Origin of the sequence: Parapusillimonas granuli, from assembly GCF_013416525.1 — a bacterium.
In the GTDB taxonomy this organism is placed as follows: Bacteria; Pseudomonadota; Gammaproteobacteria; order Burkholderiales; family Burkholderiaceae_B; genus Parapusillimonas; species Parapusillimonas granuli.
Genome location: NZ_JACCEM010000003.1, coordinates 99,192 through 115,458 on the forward strand (window position 1 = coordinate 99,192; position 16,267 = coordinate 115,458).

A 16,267-nucleotide genomic window follows, 5' to 3' on the forward strand; every position below is an offset into this window, starting at 1 on the left:
GTGACGCTTTATGGCCAGAATTCTGGTTGTTGACGACGAAATTGGTATCCGTGAGCTTTTGTCCGAAATCCTTTACGACGAAGGGCATTCGGTCGAGCTCGCGGAGAACGCCGCGCAGGCGCGCGCGGCGCGCTTGCGGGCCCGCCCCGATCTGGTGCTGCTCGACATCTGGATGCCGGATACCGACGGCGTGAGCCTGCTGAAGGAATGGGGCTCGCAAGGCCTGCTCGACATGCCAGTCATCATGATGAGCGGCCACGCCACGGTCGACACGGCGGTCGAAGCCACGCGCATCGGCGCGGTGGATTTCCTCGAAAAACCCATCACCCTGCAGAAGCTCCTGAAGACGATCGCGGCGGCCCTGGCCAAGCCTGTCGCCGCGCCTGCGCCGGCGGGGGGCGCGCGCCTGCCCGAACGCCGCCCCGACCACCTGCCCCCGCTGACCACCGACACCGCGTCGGCCCCCGCCGCCGAGCCCGCGGCCGAACTCAACCATTCCCTGCTGGGCGGCATTTCGCTCGACCAGCCGCTGCGCGACGCGCGCGACGAATTCGAGCGCATCTATTTCGAATATCACCTGGGGCGCGAAAACCACAGCATGACCCGCGTGTCGGAACGAACAGGCCTGGAACGCACCCATTTGTACCGCAAGCTCAAGCAGCTGGGCATAGATTCCTCACGCAAGAAGCAAAGCAGCTCGAACAACTGATGGCCGATCTTTTCGACCCCATGGCCTTGCGCGGGCTGGCCCTGCCCAATCGCGTCGTCGTGTCGCCCATGTGCCAGTATTCGGCACGCGACGGCAATGCCAACGAATGGCACGTCGCCCATCTCGGCAGCCTGTCGCTGGGCGGCATGGGGCTGTTGTGCCTGGAGGCCACCGCGGTCACGCCCGAAGGCAGGATCTCGCCCGGGTGCCTGGGGCTATGGTCCGACGAAAACGAGGCCGCCATGGCGAAGCTGCTGAAGGTGATCCGGGCGGCGAGCCCGGTGAAGCTGGCCATACAGCTGGGCCACGCCGGCCGGAAGGCGTCTAGCGCGCCGCCATGGCAAGGCGGCCAGCTGCTGGCCGAAACCGAGGGCGGCTGGCGGCCCATCGGCCCGTCGGCGGTGCCGCACAAGCCCGGCGAGCCCGCGCCCGAGCAGCTGGACGCCGCCGGCCTGCGGCGCATCCGCGATGCCTTCGCGGCGGCGGCCGGGCGCGCCGTCCGGCTGGGCTTCGATGCCATCGAGCTGCATGCGGCGCACGGCTATTTGCTGCACCAGTTCCTTTCGCCGGTCTCGAACAGGCGCGGCGACGAATACGGCGGCAGCCTGGAAAACCGCATGCGCTTCCCGCTGGAGGTCTTCCGCGCGCTGCGCGCCGCGGTGCCGGACACGATGCCGGTGGGCGTTCGTTTATCGGGCACGGATTGGCTGGACGGCGAGCCGAGCTGGACGCTGGAGCAGACGGTCGAGCTGGGCCTGCGCTTGAAGGACGCGGGCGTGGACTGGCTGGACATCTCCAGCGGCGGGGTCTCGCCGCGCCAGAAGATTCCGGTCGCGCCGGGGTATCAGGTCCATCTGGCGGAGGCGGTGAAGCGCCAAGTGGGCGTCCCGACGATGGCGGTCGGCCTGATCACGGAGCCGCGGCAGGCGCAGGACATCGTCGCGCAGGGCCGCGCGGACATGGTGGCGTTGGGGCGGGCAATGCTCTACAACCCGCGCTGGGTCTGGCACGCCGCCGCGGAACTCGGCGCGCAACTGGAGGCGCCGCCGCAGTACTGGCGCTCGCTGCCCGCGGGCTTGAATTCCATCTTTCTGAACACTGCGTTCGGGATGCGCTGAGCGGGCCGCCCGCCTTTCAGCGTTGACGAGCCCTAGAACTCGTCCGGCTTGCGCGGCCTGACCGTAGGCCGCGGGCCGCCCGCGTCGCCCGCCCTGCCCACCGACGAAACCGAGATGCGCGTTTCCCCCGGCGCGCGAAGCGCTGCCGAACGCCAGGCATGGCCGTAAGCGACTTCCAGGCTCAGATGGATGGTGCCGTCCTGATGCCGCTGCGCCTCCAGGGCCGTGAGCAGCCGGTTCAGCCATTGCCGGCCCGGCAGCCCGGCCCGGCGGTCCAGGCTCGGATTGCCGCCCAGGATCCGCATGTCCTCCAGCAGCTTTTCGGGCGTCCGGTAGGTCAGGGTGATGATCTCCTGGTCCATGACGGGATCCAGAAAACCGCGCCCCAGCAGCAGATCGCCGAAGTCGTGCATATCGACGAACTGCAGGGTTTCCGTCTGCAGGCCGGCTTCCGCGACGGCCGCGCGCAGTTCCGCCAAGGAGCCCGGGCCCAGGCAGGAAAACATCGCCAGGGCGCCCGGCTTCAGTATGCGCCGCCACTCCGCCAGCACGTTGTGAGGCTCGGGATGCCAGTGCAGGGCCATGTTGGACCAGACCAGGTCCATGCTTTCCACGGGCAGGCCCGAATCGGCCATGTCGGACTCCAGGAAGCGCACGGGCGGCGTGGGCTTGTTGCGCAGCTTTTGCCAGAAGCCGGGCTTGGCGACGTAGCGTTCGCGCGCCACGTCGAGCAGCGCCTTGCAGGCGTCCTGGCCGGAATAGTCCATGTCGGGGTATTGCGCGCGCAGCGGTTCCAGCGCATGGCCGGCGCCGCAGCCGGCGTCCAGCACGTTGACCGGCTTGACGCGGATGTAGCTGAGGCGCTGCAGCATGCGCTGGGCGATTTCGCCGTACAGGAACTGGGCCGCGTCCAGCGGACTGCGGCGGGCGAATTGCCGGCTGACATGGGATGCGCTGATGCGCAGTCGGGGAGGCTGGGACATTTATGGCTGGCGGACGATGGCGTTGAAAGGCGATTCGTGTTCAGATGCGGGCGTAAGGCCTGGCGGCCGCAACGATAGATGTCATTATGGCGTATATGAACTTCCTGCGCGAATCGGCGGCGCCCATCGCCGCGCTCATGCGGCGCTTGCACGGCGCGTTGCCGCTCGATCCCGCCGCGCTGGCGCCCGGCCATTGCGATCTGTGCCAGTGCGCCTCGCGTGCAAGCCGGCTATGCCCGTATTGCCGCGGCCTGGTGCTCGCGTCCATGGCGAACGGCGGCGCGCGCTGCGCGGTCTGCCGCCTGCGGCTCGACGGCCGCAAGCGCTGTCCCGACTGCCCGCCGGGCGGCTACGCCTTCGATCGCATCATCGCGGCGTTCGACTACGCCGCTCCGGGCGACCTGCTCATCCACCAGCTCAAGAGCCGCGGCAAATTCATCAGCGCCGCCACGCTGGCCGGCCTGCTGGCCGATGCCGTCCAGGATGCGGGGCCGCCTCTGTCCAAGGCTACAATTCTCGTTTCCGTGCCCGCCGGCCGGGCCGCCGTATTGCGCCGGGGCTTCAACCCCGCCGCCGAGATCGCGCGGTCGCTGTCCCGCCGCCTGCGGCTTGCCCACCGCCCCGAGCTGCTGGTCCGGGCGCGCGACGGCGCGAGCCAGACCCGCCTGAACCGGCACGAGCGCGGCCTGCATGCGCGTGCGCTGTTCCGCTGCGCCGGCGACGTCTCCGGGCGGGACATCGCCGTGGTGGACGACGTCCTCACCACGGGCAGCACCTTGCACAGCATCGCGCTTGCCCTGAAAGAAGCGGGCGCGGCCTCGGTGTGCGGGCTGGTCGTGGCCCGCACGCCTTATTGATTCTTTTACGGATGTTCCATGTTTCATATCGTCCTGGTGTCGCCCGAAATCCCGCCGAATACGGGCAATGTGATCCGGCTGGCGGCGAATACGGGGGCGGCCCTGCATCTGGTCCGCCCTTTGGGATTCGAGCTCGAAGATAAAAAGCTCAAGCGGGCGGGGCTGGATTATCACGAATGGGCGCGGGTCCGGGTGCACGACGGCCTGCAGGCCGCCTTCGACCACATAGGCGGGGACCCCGAGCGCCGCTACGCCATGACGACCAAGGGTTCGCGCCTGATCGGCGCGGCGCTTTTGCGTCCGGGCGACGTATTCGTATTCGGGCGGGAAACCGCCGGCCTGTCGGCGGAACAGCTGGCGCTGTTTCCCGCCGCGCAGCGCCTGCGGCTGCCCATGCTGCCCGCGCAGCGCAGCCTCAATCTGTCCAATGCGGTCGCGGTGACCGTTTACGAGGCATGGCGGCAGGCGGGCTACCAGGGCGCGGTCTAGGGGCTCAGGGCCTAGTCCAGCGACAATCCCAGGCGGTTGATGACCTCGTCCCAGCGCTTCTTTTCATTGACCACCAGCGCGGTCAACTCCTCGGGCGTGGAGGCCGCCGGGGTGAAATAAAGCGCCGCCATCTTCGCCTTGACCTCGTCGCGCTCGATGACTTTGCGGATGGCCGCGTTCAGCTTCCGGACGATGTCGTCCGGCGTGCCGGCGGGCACGAAGATGGCGTCCCAGGAAATCGATTCGAAGTCCTTGAAGCCTTGCTCGGCCATGGTGGGCAGGCCCGGCAGCACGTCGCTGGGCTGCAGGCTGGTGATGCCCAGGATTTTCGCCTTGCCCGCCTTCACCTGGCTCATCGCGATGCCGGGCACCATGAATCCGGCCTGGATGTCGCCCGCGAGAATGGACGTGATGATTTGCGGGAAGCCGGTATAGGGGATTTGCTGCAGCTTGATGCCGGCCTGGTGTTCCAGCATGGCCATCGCCAGGTGCGAGGAACTGCCCGGGCCCACCGTGCCGTAGTTCAGCTCGCCGGGCTTGCTTTTCGCCATGGCGACGAATTCCTGCGCGTTGCCGGCGGGCGAGCCGGCCGGCACCACCAGCACGTTCGGGCTGGTGCCGACCAGGGTGATGGGCGCCAGGTCCTTCAAGGGGTCATAGCCCAGCGTCTTCTTGTACAGCGTCGGCGCGGTCACCATGGGCCCGTTGATGGTCAGCAGGATGGTGTAGCCGTCGGGCTTGGCCTTGCTGGCGAAGCGCGTGCCGATGTTCCCGCCGGCGCCGGGCTTGTTGTCGACCACGATGGGCTGGCCGAGATCCGCCGACAGGGGTTCCGCGATCGCCCGCGCCAGGATGTCGGGCGACGAGCCGGCGGGGAAGGGGACGACCATCTGGATGGGGCGGTCGGGCCAAGCGGCCTGGGCGGCGGCGGATGCGGCGAGCAGTCCGGCGGCCGCCAGGCCCAGGAGGGACGCGCGCAGGCGGCGCGTGGAAAGAGAGCGAGACATGGGATTCCTCTTTGCAGAAAAAAGATGCCTATCGCGGAGCGAGCGGCGATTCGGATCGCGCGACACGGGACAGCAGGCCGGTGACCGCCTCCTGTGGCGCAAGCCCTTCGAATAATACCTGGCACACGACCTCGGTGATGGGCAGGTCGACGCCATGGCGCCGCCCGAGGTCTCTTGCCGCCTGGGCGCAGCGCACGCCTTCGGCGGTCATGCCGCCGGCCAGGATGTCGTCCAGCCGGCGCCCCTGCCCGATAGCCAGGCCGACCTGCCGGTTGCGGGACAGGGCGCCGGTGGCCGTCAGGACCAGGTCGCCCAGGCCCGTCAGGCCGGAAAAGGTTTCCGCCTGGCCGCCGAGGGCGACGCCCAGCCGCTGCATTTCGGCCAGCCCGCGGGTGATGAGGGCGGCGCGCGCGTTGGTGCCGAGCTCGAGGCCGTCGGCGATGCCGCAGGCGATGGCCATGATGTTCTTGAGGGCGCCGCCGACCTCCACGCCGATGATGTCTTCGCTGTTGTAGATGCGCGCGCTGCCGCCGTGCAGGGCGGCCGTGACCGCCTGGACGGTGCGCGCTGCGCGGGTGGCGATGGTCAGCGCCACGGGCAGGCCGCGGGCGACCTCGTGCGCGAACGACGGCCCCGACAGCACGCCCAGCCCGATGGCGGGCAGGTCCTTGAATGCGGCTTGCGCGATTTCATGGGGCAGCTCGCCGGTCTCCGGCTGGAAGCCCTTGCAGGTCCAGACGACGCTCAGGCCGGCATGGGGAAGATGCCGCAATGCGTCGGCGAGCCGGCGGCAGGTGTCGCGCAGGCCGGCCACCGGAACGCCCAGCACGATGAGCCCGCGCGCCGGGTCGGCGCAGGCATGCCCCAGGGCATGGCCGAAGTCGGACGTGGCTTCCAGCGTTTCGGGCAGCGCGATGCCGGGCAGGTATCGGTCGTTGCGGCGCGTGCTTTGAATGGCGAGCGCCAGCGCCGGATCGCGGGCCCAGAGCAGCGCGCCGGCCTGTTTGCAGGCCAGCGCCGCCAGCGCGGTGCCCCAGCTGCCCGCGCCGATGACGGCGACGCGAATGGTCGGGGAGGCGGCGCTCATGCGCAGGCAGCCATCGGCCGGTTACTGGCGTGTGGCGCCGGGAGGCAGGATGATGCCGGAATCCTGCTGCTTCTGTTCTTCGGCGAGCTGGGCGATGCGCTGTTCGTACAGGGCCTGGAAATTGACTTCGGCCAAGTGCAGCGCCGGCAGCGAGGTGCGGTTGATGGCGTCGGCCACGTTGGCGCGCAGATAGGGGTAGAGCATGGTGGGGCAGACGATGCCGATCAGGGGATCGAGCTGTTCGGCCGGGATGTTGGAGGCTTCGAAGATGCCCGCCTGCGTGGCTTCGACGAGATACAGGACCTTGTCCTGGATGCGGGTGGTCACGGTGGCGGTGACGGTGGCCTCGAAAATGGTTTCCGCCAGGCGCTGGCCGCCGACGTTGATCGATACTTCGACGGTGGGGCCTTCCTGCTCGAGGAAGATCTCGGGCGCATTGGGCATCTCGACCGACAAGTCCTTGATGTAGGTGCGCTGCAGGCTGAAGCTGGGATCCCGGCTGGCTTGCTGGTCGTGGCTGTTCTGGTTCTCGGCCATGGTTGTGTCCTGATTAGAATGAGGTGAAGCGTAAGTGTAAGCCTAGGGCCTGGGGGTGTTGAGCGCCCGCCGGCTAGCTTGCCAGCAGGGGCAGCAGGCCGTTGGCGCGGTCCAGCGCGGCCAGGTCGTCGTAGCCGCCGACATGGGTCTCGCCGATATAGATCTGGGGTACGGTCCGGCGGCCGGTGCGTTCCATCATGATGGCGCGCTGGCTCGGATCCAGGTCGATGCGGATTTTCTGGATTTCGCTGACGCCGCGCTGCTTCAGGAGCATTTCGGCGCGTACGCAATACGGGCAGACTGCGGTGCAGTACATCGTTACGGTAGCCATGGGATTCCTTTACAGGTGCAAGAAGTCAGTTCTTTTTGGTCAGCGGCAGGCCGGCCTGCAGCCATGCGCGCAAGCCGCCTTCCAGGCTGACCGCGCCGGCGTGGCCCTCTTTGCGCAGGGTTGCGGCGGCCCGGACGGACTCGCGGCCCTGGTCGCAGACTATGATGAGGGGTTTGTCCTTGGGCAGCGTGGCGTGCTTGGCGGGGATGTCGGCAGTGGGCATATTGCGTGCCTGCGGTATGCTGCCGAGCTTGAAGGCTTCGGCGCTGCGCACGTCGATGAACACGCCCTGCTGGTCGTTCGCCAGCTTGACGGCCTCGTGGACGCCCACGGCTTTGGAACCGCCCTTCAACAGGCTGGGCAAGGCCAGCATGACCGCGGCGGCGATGGCGATGAAGACGAGGATGAGGTTGTTCTGGTCAAGAAAAAAGTCCACGATGTATCCCGAATAGGCCTTTGGAAAATAGGCTGATTGCGGGGATTATAAAATGGACGAAGAATTTCAACTTTTAGGCGATTTTTACCATGCATAAACTTGTTCTGATGCGCCATGGCGAAAGCCAGTGGAATCTTGAAAACCGCTTCACCGGCTGGACGGACGTCGATCTGACCGACGCCGGCCGCGAGCAGGCGCGCCTGGCGGGCGAACTGCTCAAGGAAAAGGGATTCGAATTCGACCTGGCGTATTCGTCCGTGCTGAAGCGCGCCATTCGCACTCTGTGGATCGCGCTCGACGCCATGGATGCCATGTACACGCCGGTCGGGCTCAGCTGGCGGCTGAACGAACGGCACTACGGCGCGCTGCAGGGGCTCAACAAGTCGGAAACCGCCGCGAAGTTCGGCGACGAACAGGTGCTGATCTGGCGCCGCGCCTACGCCATCGCGCCCGATCCGCTCGATCTCGACGACCCGCGCCATCCGCGCTTCGACCGGCGCTACGCCAAGATCGGCGCCGACAAGCTGCCCGCCACGGAATGCCTGAAGGACACCGTGGCGCGCGTGCTGCCCTTCTGGAACGAGTCCATCGCCCCCGCCATACGCGCCGGCCGCCGCGTGCTGGTGGCCGCGCACGGCAACAGCCTGCGCGCGCTCATCAAGCACCTCGACGGCATTTCCGACGACGACATCGTGCACCTGAACATCCCCACCGGCCAGCCCCTCGTCTACGAGCTGGACGAGGACTTGCGCCCGGTCCGGCACTACTATCTCGGCGATCCCGCCGAGATCGAGGCCGCGATGGCGGCCGTGGCCAACCAGGGCAAGGCGGCCAAGTAAATCATGCGGATCGCGGCCGGTCTCCTGGTGCTCGCCTTCTGGATGGGGGCGGCCGCGGGCGCGGAGCCGACGCTGGCCGAAAAACAGGCGGCGGCCAAAAAGCAGCAGGCCGAGCTGCGCGAGCGGATCGAGCAACTGCAAAAGGAAATAGATGGCCAGGAGTCCTCGCGCCGCGATGCGGCCAGCGAGCTGAAAGAATCGGAATCGGCCATTTCCGCCATCAACCGGCGGCTGGCCGAACTCTCCGAGAGCCGCCGGCATGCCGAGAACGAACTGAAGGACCTGGCCAAGCAGACCGAAGAACAGCAGCGTCTGCTGGCCAAGCGACGTCACGAGCTCGGCGAGCAGCTGCGCGCCCAGTACGCCGGCGGCCTGTCTCCCTGGGCCGCCCTGCTGTCGGGCGACGACCCGCAGCAGATCGGGCGGGACTTGAGCTATCTGGGCTATGTCACCCGGGCGCAGGCGGCGGCGGTGCAGGCCGTGCGCGAGGCGCTGGCCCGCCTGGAAGGCCTGCGGCAGCGCACCGAGACCGGCCGGAAAGAGCTGGCGCGCCTGGTGGAGGAAACCTCCGAGCAAAAGGCCTCGCTGGAGAAACAGACCGAGGAAAGGCGCAAGGTGCTGGCCCGCATCGAATCGCGCCTCGCCGAACAGCGCGGCCAGGCCGAGCGCCTGGCGCGCAATGACGCCCGCCTGGGCAATCTGGTCGCCGGCCTCGAAAAAGCCATCATCCGGCAGGCCGAAGAGGCCAGGATCGCCGAAGAAAAACGCAAGGCCGAAGCGGCCCGGCGCGCCGCCGAACTCGCGCGCCGGCGCGAGGCCGCGCGCAAGGCCGAGGAAGAAGCGCGCATCGCCCAGGCGCGCGCCCAGCGCGAACGCGAGCGCCAGGAAGCCGAGCAGGCCCGGCTGCAGGTGGAACAGGCCCGGGAAGAGGCGAAGCGGGCGGAACAGGCCGAACGCGCGGAGCTGGCGGCGCGCACGGAGCAGGCGGAACGCGCGGAACAGGCGCAGCAGGCGGAGCGTGCGAGACAGGCCGAGGCGGCGCGCGAACCGGCGAGCCGGCCGGCCCGTGCGGAACCTTCCGGGGGGTTCAAGGGTCTACGCAAGGGGCTGCCATATCCCGTGCGGGGGGAGGTGCTCGGCCGCTTCGGCGCGCAGCGGCCCGACGGCGGGCTGTGGCGGGGCATCGTGCTGCGCTCCCCGGAAGGAACGGCGGTGCGCGCCATCGAGGCGGGCAGGGTGGTCTATGCGAGCTGGCTCAGCGGCTTCGGCAACATCATGATCGTCGATCATGGCGCCAAGTTCCTGAGCGTCTACGCCTATAACCAGAGCCTGCTCAAGCAGGTGGGCGACATCGTCCACGGCGGCGACACCATCGCCACCGTGGGCGCCACCGGCGGGCAGGTCGACCCGGGTCTATACTTTGAAATCCGGCACCAGGGCACCCCTGTGAATCCCCTGCTTTGGTTGAAGCCGTAATTTCGTTACTATTTACCTGATGCCGCCGGCATCGGGTTTTGTCTTTCATCAGGAACGTGCATGAGCACTCGCAGGTTACGCGGATTTGGATTGGTGGTTGCGGGCGCGCTTGGCGGCGTGCTCATCAGCCTTGGCATCACGGCGGCCGCCCAGCGGGGCGAGCCCTTGCCGCTCAAAGAATTGCAGCAGTTCGCCAACGTCTTTGCGGCCATCAAGGCCAGCTACGTCGAGCCGGTGGCCGACGACAAGCTGATCAATGACGCGATCAAGGGCATGTTCAGCGACCTGGACCCGCATTCCACCTACCTGGACGCCGAGGCGTTCAAGGAAATGGAAGCCATCACGCAGGGCGGCTTCGGCGGCCTGGGCATCGAGATCGGCAGCGAAGACGGCATGCCCAAGGTCATTTCGCCCATCGAGGACACGCCGGCCGCCAGGGCGGGCATACTGTCGGGCGACCTCATCACGCACATCGACGGCAAGCCCACCAAGGGCATGACGCTCAACGACGCCATCAAGCTCATGCGCGGCGAACCCAAGACCTCCATCGTGCTGACCATCAAGCGCGCGGGGGTCGACAAGCCGCTGGTGATCACGATCGTGCGCGACCTCATCAAAGTGCGCAGCGTGCGCAGCAAGATGCTGGACAACGACATCGGCTACGTCCGCATCGCCCAGTTCCAGGAACGCACCGTCGAAGACCTGGCCCGGCAGCTGACCGAACTCGGCAGCAAGAAGCAACCCAAGGCGCTGGTCCTCGATCTGCGCAACGACCCGGGCGGGCTGCTCGACGGCGCAATCGGCGTCTCGTCGGCCTTCCTGCCGCCCGACATCCTGGTGGTCTCCACGAAGGGCCGCATTCCCTCGTCCAACCGCGAGTACTTCTCCAAGCCCGTGGGCTTCACCAGCAACCTGCTCAACGGCGAGCCGCCGAACCGGGTGCGGGTGCCCGAATGGGTCAAGACCATCCCCATGGTGGTGCTGGTCAACGTCGGCTCCGCATCGGCCTCCGAAATCGTGGCGGGCGCCCTGCAGGACCACGGCCGCGCCAAGATCCTGGGCAACCGCACCTTCGGCAAGGGGTCCGTGCAAAGCGTGCTGCCCCTCAGCGAAGACACCGGCATCAAGCTGACCACCGCGCGGTATTACACGCCCAAGGGGCGCTCCATCCAGGTCACCGGCGTCGATCCCGACATCACCGTGGACGACACCGCGCAAGGCAATCTCTTCCGCCTGCCCCGCGAGGTCGACCTGCAGCGCCATCTGATCAACAGCGGCGTGGTCGAAGACCCTGCCGAGGAAGCCGCCGACGACGACGGCAAGCCGAAGCCCAAGATGTTCGAGTTCGGCGGCGGCGACGACTACCAGCTGATGCAGGCCATCAATTTCCTGGAAGGCCGGCCGGTCAAGAAGAGCGATCCCAGCATGGTCGCCAAGGCCGACAAGCCGGCCGACAAAGCACAGGGGAGCACAAAAGGGAATTCATCCGGGGCTGAAAAAAAAAGCCCAGTGAAAGCCGCTGAGGCTCCCAAAGTGCTCCGCTACAGGGTCACTCCCCAGGGCGTGGTGCCTGTTCAGCCATGAACGACGAGCAGCTGCTGAGGTACGCGCGCCATGTCCTGCTGGACGAATTCGGAATAGAAGGGCAGGAGCGCGTGCTGTCCGCGCGGGCGCTGATCATCGGCGCCGGGGGGCTGGGGTCGCCGGCGGCCCTGTACCTGGCCTCCGCCGGGGTCGGCCACATCGTGCTGGCCGACGACGACGAGGTCGAGCTCAGCAATCTGCAGCGGCAGATCCTGCACACCACGGCGCGCGTGGGCCAGGCCAAGGCGCAGTCCGGCAAGCTCGCCTTGAACGCCCTCAACCCCGATGTCCGCGTCGACGCGGTGGTGGCGCGGCTGCTGGGGCCGGCGCTCGACGAGCAAGTGGCGCAGGCGGACCTGGTGCTGGACTGCTGCGACAATTTCGCCACGCGCCACGCCGTCAATCGCGCCTGCGTGCGTTACGGAAAGCCGCTGGTGTCGGGCGCGGCCATTCGCTTTGCCGGCCAGGTCAGCGTGTTCGACCTGCGGCGCGCGGACGCGCCCTGCTATCACTGCCTGTTCCCCGAAGCCGACGATGTCGAGGAACTGCGCTGCGCGACCACGGGCGTGCTGGGCCCGCTCGTGGGCATAGTGGGCAGCATGCAGGCGGCGGAGGCCTTGAAGGTGATCACTGGGATGGGGGACACGCTGACGGGGCGCATGCTGTGCCTGGACGCGCTGGCCATGCAGTGGCAGACCATACGGTTCCGGCGTGACCCCGCCTGCCCGGTGTGCTCGGGGCGCTGACCGGGGTCAACCGCCGCCGCGCACCAGCAGCCGTCCCACCGAATTGACCCGCACATCCACATACAAGGCGCGGCCGTAATGCTGCGCCGAAAACGGCGTTCCCGCATGGTACACATGCACCGTCCGCATGCCCGCCTGCCGCGCGCTCTTCAGGTTCCTGAGCGTGTCCTCCACCAGCACCACCCGCGCCGCCGGCACGCGCAAGCGCGCCAGCACCTGCCGCATCAGCGCGGGCGAGGGCTTGGGACGGATGCGGCCCTGCAGCGCCATGTGCTCTATCGTCCAGATCCCGTCGAAATGGTGCAGTATGCCCAGCGTCTTCAGCACCGTGCGCGCGTACTCGGTGGGCGCGTTCGTCAGGAGGATCTTGTGCCCCCGCAGCCGCCCCAGCTTGCGCGCCAGGCCGTATTCCGAATGCACGAGCGCCGCGATGTCGAAATCATGGCTCAGGTGCAGAAAGGTATCGGCCTTGATGCCGTGATGGCGCACCATGCCGATGACCGTCGCGCCATAGCGCCGCCAATAGTCCTTGCGCAGCACGTCGGCCTCGTGCTGAGGCAGCTGCAGGCTGGTGGCGACGGCGCGCGACATCGCGCTGTCTATGGCCTTGAAAATGCCCTTGGAGCAATCGTGCAGGGTGTTGTCCAGGTCGAACAGCCAGACCGTTTTTCCGGTGTCCGCGGGCAGGGGCGGACGATGCCGGGCAACGGCATGGCGCAGCGGACGCATGGGATCAGTGGGAACTGATCATCGTGCCGACGCCGCGGTCCGTCAGGATTTCGAGCAGCAGGCAGTGCGGAACGCGCCCGTCGACGATATGCACCGACGTGACGCCGTTGCGCGCGGCATCCAGGGCGGAAGAGATCTTGGGCAGCATGCCGCCTGAAATCGTGCCGTCCGCAAAGAGCTCGTCGATGGTCTGCGCGGACAGGCTGCGCAGCAGATTGCCGTTCTTGTCCAGCACGCCCGGCGTGTTGGTCATCATGACGAGTTTTTCGGCGCCCAGGACCTCGGCCATCTTGCCGGCGACCACGTCGGCGTTGATGTTGTAGGCGCGGCCGTCTTCACCGTAGCCGATGGAGGAAATCACCGGGATGAACTGGTCGTCCTGCAAGGCCTTGACCACCGCCGGCTCGATGTGGGTGATGTCGCCCACGTAGCCGATGTCCAGCCATTCGCCGGGCTTGTCCTTGTCGGCCAGCATTTTCTTCTTGGCCTGGATCATGCCGCCGTCTTTCCCGGTCAGGCCCACGGCCTTGCCGCCGGCCTCGTTGATCATCATGACGATGTCCTGCTGGACCTGCCCGCCCAGCACCCATTCGACGACTTCCATGGTTTCGGCGTCGGTGACGCGCATGCCCTGGACGAACTCGCCTTCCTTGCCGATGCGCTTGAGGGCGGCATTGATCTGCGGGCCGCCCCCGTGCACGACCACCGGATTGAGCCCCACCAGCTTGAGCAGGACCACGTCATGCGCGAAGCTGCGCTGCAGTTCTTCTTCGGTCATGGCGTTGCCGCCGTACTTGATGACGACCGTCTTGCCGTGGAAGCGGCGGATGTAGGGCAGGGCTTCGGAGAGGACGTCAGCCTTGACGGTCGAGGAATGCTGGGATGGATCGATGGGAGTGGTCATGTTTCTTAGCTGGCCAATGCCTTGTTGACGATGCTGAGGAAGGCTTCTTTATCGTAGTTGCCCAGGTAGCGCTTGATGATGTGGCCTTCCTTGTCGATCAGGAAGGCCGTGGGCGTGAGCCGGACGTCGCCGAACGCCTTGGCGATTTCGCCTTGGGCGTCGATCGCCACCTTGAACGGAAGCTGGCGCGTTTCGGCGTAGTTCTTGACGTAGTTGGGCGGATCGTACTGCATGGCCACCGCGATGGTCTCGAAGCCTTTGGGCGAAAGTTCGTTGTAGTACTTGATGGTGTCCGGCATCTGGGCGATGCAGGTGACGCAGCTGGTCGCCCAGAACTTGACCAGCACGACCTTGCCGCGCAGATCGCGGGTGGTGATTCGTTCGCCCGTCAGAGACGTGAAGGTGACGTCGGGCGCGGCCTTGAAGGGCGCGGAGAATTGCCAGATGCCTATGCCGGCCAGGGCCAGGACGGCGATTGCGCCTAGGAGTATCTTTTTCATTGGACAGGTATGGCTTCAGCGCCGCCCATGCCGGACGCGGGCGCGGCGGGGGTTGGATCGGCCGGCGGCCTTTCTTCGACCACGGCGGGCGAGTCGGGCGCGGCGATGCTTTCCGGCGAGACGATCTGGAACAATTTTACTACCTTGTTGACCCCGCCGACCGCGGCGGCGGCCTTGGCGGCGCGCTTGCCTTCGGCGTCGGTGACCTTGCCGAGCAGGTAGACCACGCCTCTTTCGGTGGTGACCAGGATGGTGCGGCTGGGGACTTCCTTGGTGTTGATGAGCGCGCTGCGTACCTTGGAAGTGAGCCAGGTGTCGTTCGTGCGCACGCTGATGGGGGTGATGTCGCCCACCCGCAGTTCGTTCACGACGCGATTCACTTTTTCGACCTGCTTGGCGGCTTCCTCGGCCTTTTGCTTGTCCTGCGCGGTCGGGACGTCGCCGGTCAGGAGCACCAGGCCGGCGTAGGAGGCGACGTTGACCCGGCCGCGGTCGTCGAAGAGCCTGCGCATGTCGGCCGCCGTCTTCATTTCGATGGTCTGGTCTTCGACCTGCTCGCCGGTCGTGCGCCGGTCTGTCGCGACGACGGCGGTGGTGGCCGCCGCGCCGCCCACCACCAGGGCGCCGCAGCCCGACAGGACGGTGAGCCCGGCCAGCGCGATGCCCGCCAGCAGGTATCGTTGCGTGTTGGACGGTCTGCGCATTAGAGGGTGTCTCCCAGGAGTAGGGCGTCGATTCCGTCGCACAGCGCATGGAGCAGGACGATATGGACTTCCTGGATGCGCATGGTGCGGTCGTGGGGGACGCACAAGTGGATGTCGGTTTCTTGCAGGAGGCCGGCGATGCCGCCGCCGCCCTTGCCGGTGAGGGCGATGACGGACATTTCGCGGTCGTGCGCGGCCTCGATGGCTTTGATGACGTTGGGCGAATTGCCGCTGGTGGAAATGGCGACCAGGATGTCGCCCGGCTGGCCCAGCGCATTGACCTGGCGCTCGAAGACGGCGTCGAAGCCGTAGTCGTTGCCCACGGCGGTGAGGATGGAGGTGTCGGTGTTCAGGGCGATGCCGGCGAGCGGCAGGCGGTCGCGCTCGAAGCGGCCGACGAGTTCGGCGATGAAGTGCTGGGCGTCGGCCGCGGACCCGCCGTTGCCGCAGGCCAGGATCTTGGCGTTGTTGGCCAGCGCCCCGAACAGCATGTCGACCGCCACGGACAGCGGCTCCGCCAGTTCGCGGGAACTGGCTTTCAAGGTGTCGATCGCGTCGTCGAAGTGCGATGCCATGTGGGAGGTCATATCCATGAGGGGAATTATCTCATGTTCGTATTGAAACGATGTCAAAGAACGTAAGCCCCGCCGCGGCGGCCGGGGCCTTCCGGCTTTCGGCGCCGACTGGCCCCGGGGCGCTTTCAGCTTTCGGTGAAAGCGTTTTTGATCCATTCCAGCGCGTTTGGTTCCACGCTGACCACGTCGAACCGGCAGACGGGCGTGCGGCCTCCGAAATGGCGGCGCACCAGCATGGGCAGGAAATAGCCCGCGCTGCGCAGCAGCTTCGCCTGTTTCAAGCCGTCCACGCTGCCGGAGGCGCCGCCGTAGCGCGACGAGCCGCGGCGCCGTACTTCGATGAACACCAGCACCGTCCCGTCGCGCGCGACCAGATCGATCTCGCCGGCCCTGCAGCTCAGGTTGCGCTCCAGGATGCGCAAGCCCTGTGCCTGCAGATGGCGCATGGCCAGGCCCTCGAAATGGCGGCCCGCCCTTTGCGTGGGCGAATAGCGCGCGGCGGCATCGGCGCTTGCGGATGCGGAGGGGCCGGCCGCGGCTCGCGCCGCCTTGCGGCGCCTTGCCTTGGCGGCGCGCTGCTGGGCGCCGGCGGCCAGGGCATACAAGACCGTTTCGTCTATCATGTCCGTCTGCCTTTCATTTCCATTGAGCTCGTC

Annotated in this window: 20 protein-coding genes; 8 read left to right on the forward strand and 12 right to left on the reverse strand. The window is 67.1% G+C overall.

The features are described from left to right. The first annotated feature begins 10 nt into the window (after positions 1 to 10). Both H0A72_RS05800 and H0A72_RS05805 read left to right on the forward strand, forming a co-directional pair. The gene (locus H0A72_RS05800; protein ID WP_180154128.1) at positions 11 to 709 is read left to right on the forward strand and encodes a response regulator; all 699 of its coding nucleotides are present in this window, start codon (positions 11 to 13) and stop codon (positions 707 to 709) included. After that, positions 709 to 1,827 (forward strand): NADH:flavin oxidoreductase/NADH oxidase, encoded by a 1,119-nt coding sequence (locus H0A72_RS05805; RefSeq protein WP_180154129.1) that lies wholly within the window; start codon positions 709 to 711, stop codon positions 1,825 to 1,827. Before H0A72_RS05800 ends, H0A72_RS05805 begins: the two co-directional genes overlap by 1 nt. A 32-nt stretch (positions 1,828 to 1,859) precedes the next feature. Here H0A72_RS05805 and H0A72_RS05810 read toward each other — a convergent pair whose 3' ends face one another. After that, on the reverse strand, positions 1,860 to 2,810 hold the full coding sequence (locus H0A72_RS05810) for a methyltransferase domain-containing protein (protein WP_180154130.1): 951 nt from the start codon (positions 2,808 to 2,810) through the stop codon (positions 1,860 to 1,862). 86 nt (positions 2,811 to 2,896) lie between these two features. On the opposite strand from H0A72_RS05810, the gene H0A72_RS05815 reads away from it, so the two are divergent. Together H0A72_RS05815 and H0A72_RS05820 are read left to right on the forward strand one after the other, a co-directional pair. Further along, positions 2,897 to 3,667, forward strand: a complete 771-nt coding sequence (locus tag H0A72_RS05815; protein ID WP_180154131.1) for a ComF family protein — start codon at positions 2,897 to 2,899, stop codon at positions 3,665 to 3,667. Positions 3,668 to 3,685: 18 nt separating this feature from the next. Next, on the forward strand, positions 3,686 to 4,156 hold the full coding sequence (locus H0A72_RS05820) for a tRNA (cytidine(34)-2'-O)-methyltransferase (RefSeq protein ID WP_180154132.1): 471 nt from the start codon (positions 3,686 to 3,688) through the stop codon (positions 4,154 to 4,156). Positions 4,157 to 4,167: 11 nt separating this feature from the next. On the opposite strand, the gene H0A72_RS05825 is transcribed toward H0A72_RS05820, so the two are convergent. From H0A72_RS05825 to H0A72_RS05845, 5 genes are all read right to left on the reverse strand, one after another. Then, the gene (locus tag H0A72_RS05825; protein ID WP_180154133.1) at positions 4,168 to 5,163 is read right to left on the reverse strand and encodes a Bug family tripartite tricarboxylate transporter substrate binding protein; all 996 of its coding nucleotides are present in this window, start codon (positions 5,161 to 5,163) and stop codon (positions 4,168 to 4,170) included. A 28-nt stretch (positions 5,164 to 5,191) separates the two neighbouring features. Then, positions 5,192 to 6,250 carry an NAD(P)H-dependent glycerol-3-phosphate dehydrogenase gene (locus tag H0A72_RS05830; RefSeq protein ID WP_180154134.1) on the reverse strand — a complete coding sequence of 353 codons (1,059 nt, stop codon included), beginning with the start codon at positions 6,248 to 6,250 and terminating at the stop codon, positions 5,192 to 5,194. Positions 6,251 to 6,271: 21 nt separating this feature from the next. Continuing rightward, on the reverse strand, positions 6,272 to 6,787 hold the full coding sequence (gene secB, locus H0A72_RS05835; RefSeq protein ID WP_180154135.1) for a protein-export chaperone SecB: 516 nt from the start codon (positions 6,785 to 6,787) through the stop codon (positions 6,272 to 6,274). Between the two features lie 73 nt (positions 6,788 to 6,860). Continuing rightward, entirely contained in the window at positions 6,861 to 7,118 is a 258-nt protein-coding gene (gene grxC, locus H0A72_RS05840; protein ID WP_180154136.1) for a glutaredoxin 3, read from the reverse strand. Positions 7,119 to 7,143: 25 nt separating this feature from the next. Next, complete coding sequence (locus H0A72_RS05845; RefSeq protein WP_343060151.1) at positions 7,144 to 7,554, reverse strand: rhodanese-like domain-containing protein; 411 nt, start codon at positions 7,552 to 7,554, stop codon at positions 7,144 to 7,146. Positions 7,555 to 7,643: 89 nt separating this feature from the next. Between H0A72_RS05845 and gpmA the strand changes: the two genes are divergently transcribed. The 4 genes from gpmA to H0A72_RS05865 are packed head-to-tail and all read left to right on the forward strand — an operon-like array spanning position 7,644 to position 12,199. Beyond that, positions 7,644 to 8,393 carry a 2,3-diphosphoglycerate-dependent phosphoglycerate mutase gene (gpmA, locus tag H0A72_RS05850; protein WP_180154137.1) on the forward strand — a complete coding sequence of 250 codons (750 nt, stop codon included), beginning with the start codon at positions 7,644 to 7,646 and terminating at the stop codon, positions 8,391 to 8,393. Positions 8,394 to 8,396: 3 nt separating this feature from the next. Beyond that, positions 8,397 to 9,869 carry a murein hydrolase activator EnvC family protein gene (locus H0A72_RS05855; RefSeq protein WP_180154138.1) on the forward strand — a complete coding sequence of 491 codons (1,473 nt, stop codon included), beginning with the start codon at positions 8,397 to 8,399 and terminating at the stop codon, positions 9,867 to 9,869. Positions 9,870 to 9,929: 60 nt separating this feature from the next. After that, positions 9,930 to 11,453 carry a S41 family peptidase gene (locus tag H0A72_RS05860; RefSeq protein ID WP_180154139.1) on the forward strand — a complete coding sequence of 508 codons (1,524 nt, stop codon included), beginning with the start codon at positions 9,930 to 9,932 and terminating at the stop codon, positions 11,451 to 11,453. After that, on the forward strand, positions 11,450 to 12,199 hold the full coding sequence (locus tag H0A72_RS05865) for a HesA/MoeB/ThiF family protein (RefSeq protein WP_180154140.1): 750 nt from the start codon (positions 11,450 to 11,452) through the stop codon (positions 12,197 to 12,199). The genes H0A72_RS05860 and H0A72_RS05865 overlap by 4 nt, the downstream gene beginning before the upstream one ends. 6 nt (positions 12,200 to 12,205) lie before the next feature. Here H0A72_RS05865 and H0A72_RS05870 read toward each other — a convergent pair whose 3' ends face one another. The 6 genes from H0A72_RS05870 to H0A72_RS05895 form a co-directional block, all read right to left on the reverse strand. Continuing rightward, a complete protein-coding gene (locus H0A72_RS05870; RefSeq protein ID WP_180154141.1) occupies positions 12,206 to 12,928 on the reverse strand; it encodes a pyrimidine 5'-nucleotidase in 723 nt (240 codons plus the stop codon). Positions 12,929 to 12,932: 4 nt separating this feature from the next. After that, entirely contained in the window at positions 12,933 to 13,832 is a 900-nt protein-coding gene (gene argB / locus H0A72_RS05875) for an acetylglutamate kinase (protein WP_180154142.1), read from the reverse strand. A 5-nt stretch (positions 13,833 to 13,837) separates the two neighbouring features. Next, complete coding sequence (locus tag H0A72_RS05880) at positions 13,838 to 14,332, reverse strand: TlpA disulfide reductase family protein (protein ID WP_180154143.1); 495 nt, start codon at positions 14,330 to 14,332, stop codon at positions 13,838 to 13,840. Then, positions 14,329 to 15,036 (reverse strand): BON domain-containing protein, encoded by a 708-nt coding sequence (locus H0A72_RS05885; protein WP_180154144.1) that lies wholly within the window; start codon positions 15,034 to 15,036, stop codon positions 14,329 to 14,331. Before H0A72_RS05885 ends, H0A72_RS05880 begins: the two co-directional genes overlap by 4 nt. Beyond that, positions 15,036 to 15,629, reverse strand: coding sequence for a phosphoheptose isomerase (locus H0A72_RS05890; protein ID WP_180154145.1), 594 nt, complete (start codon positions 15,627 to 15,629; stop codon positions 15,036 to 15,038). The genes H0A72_RS05885 and H0A72_RS05890 overlap by 1 nt, the downstream gene beginning before the upstream one ends. 107 nt (positions 15,630 to 15,736) lie before the next feature. Further along, a complete protein-coding gene (locus H0A72_RS05895) occupies positions 15,737 to 16,234 on the reverse strand; it encodes a YraN family protein (protein ID WP_180154146.1) in 498 nt (165 codons plus the stop codon). Between the last annotated feature and the right edge of the window lie 33 nt (positions 16,235 to 16,267).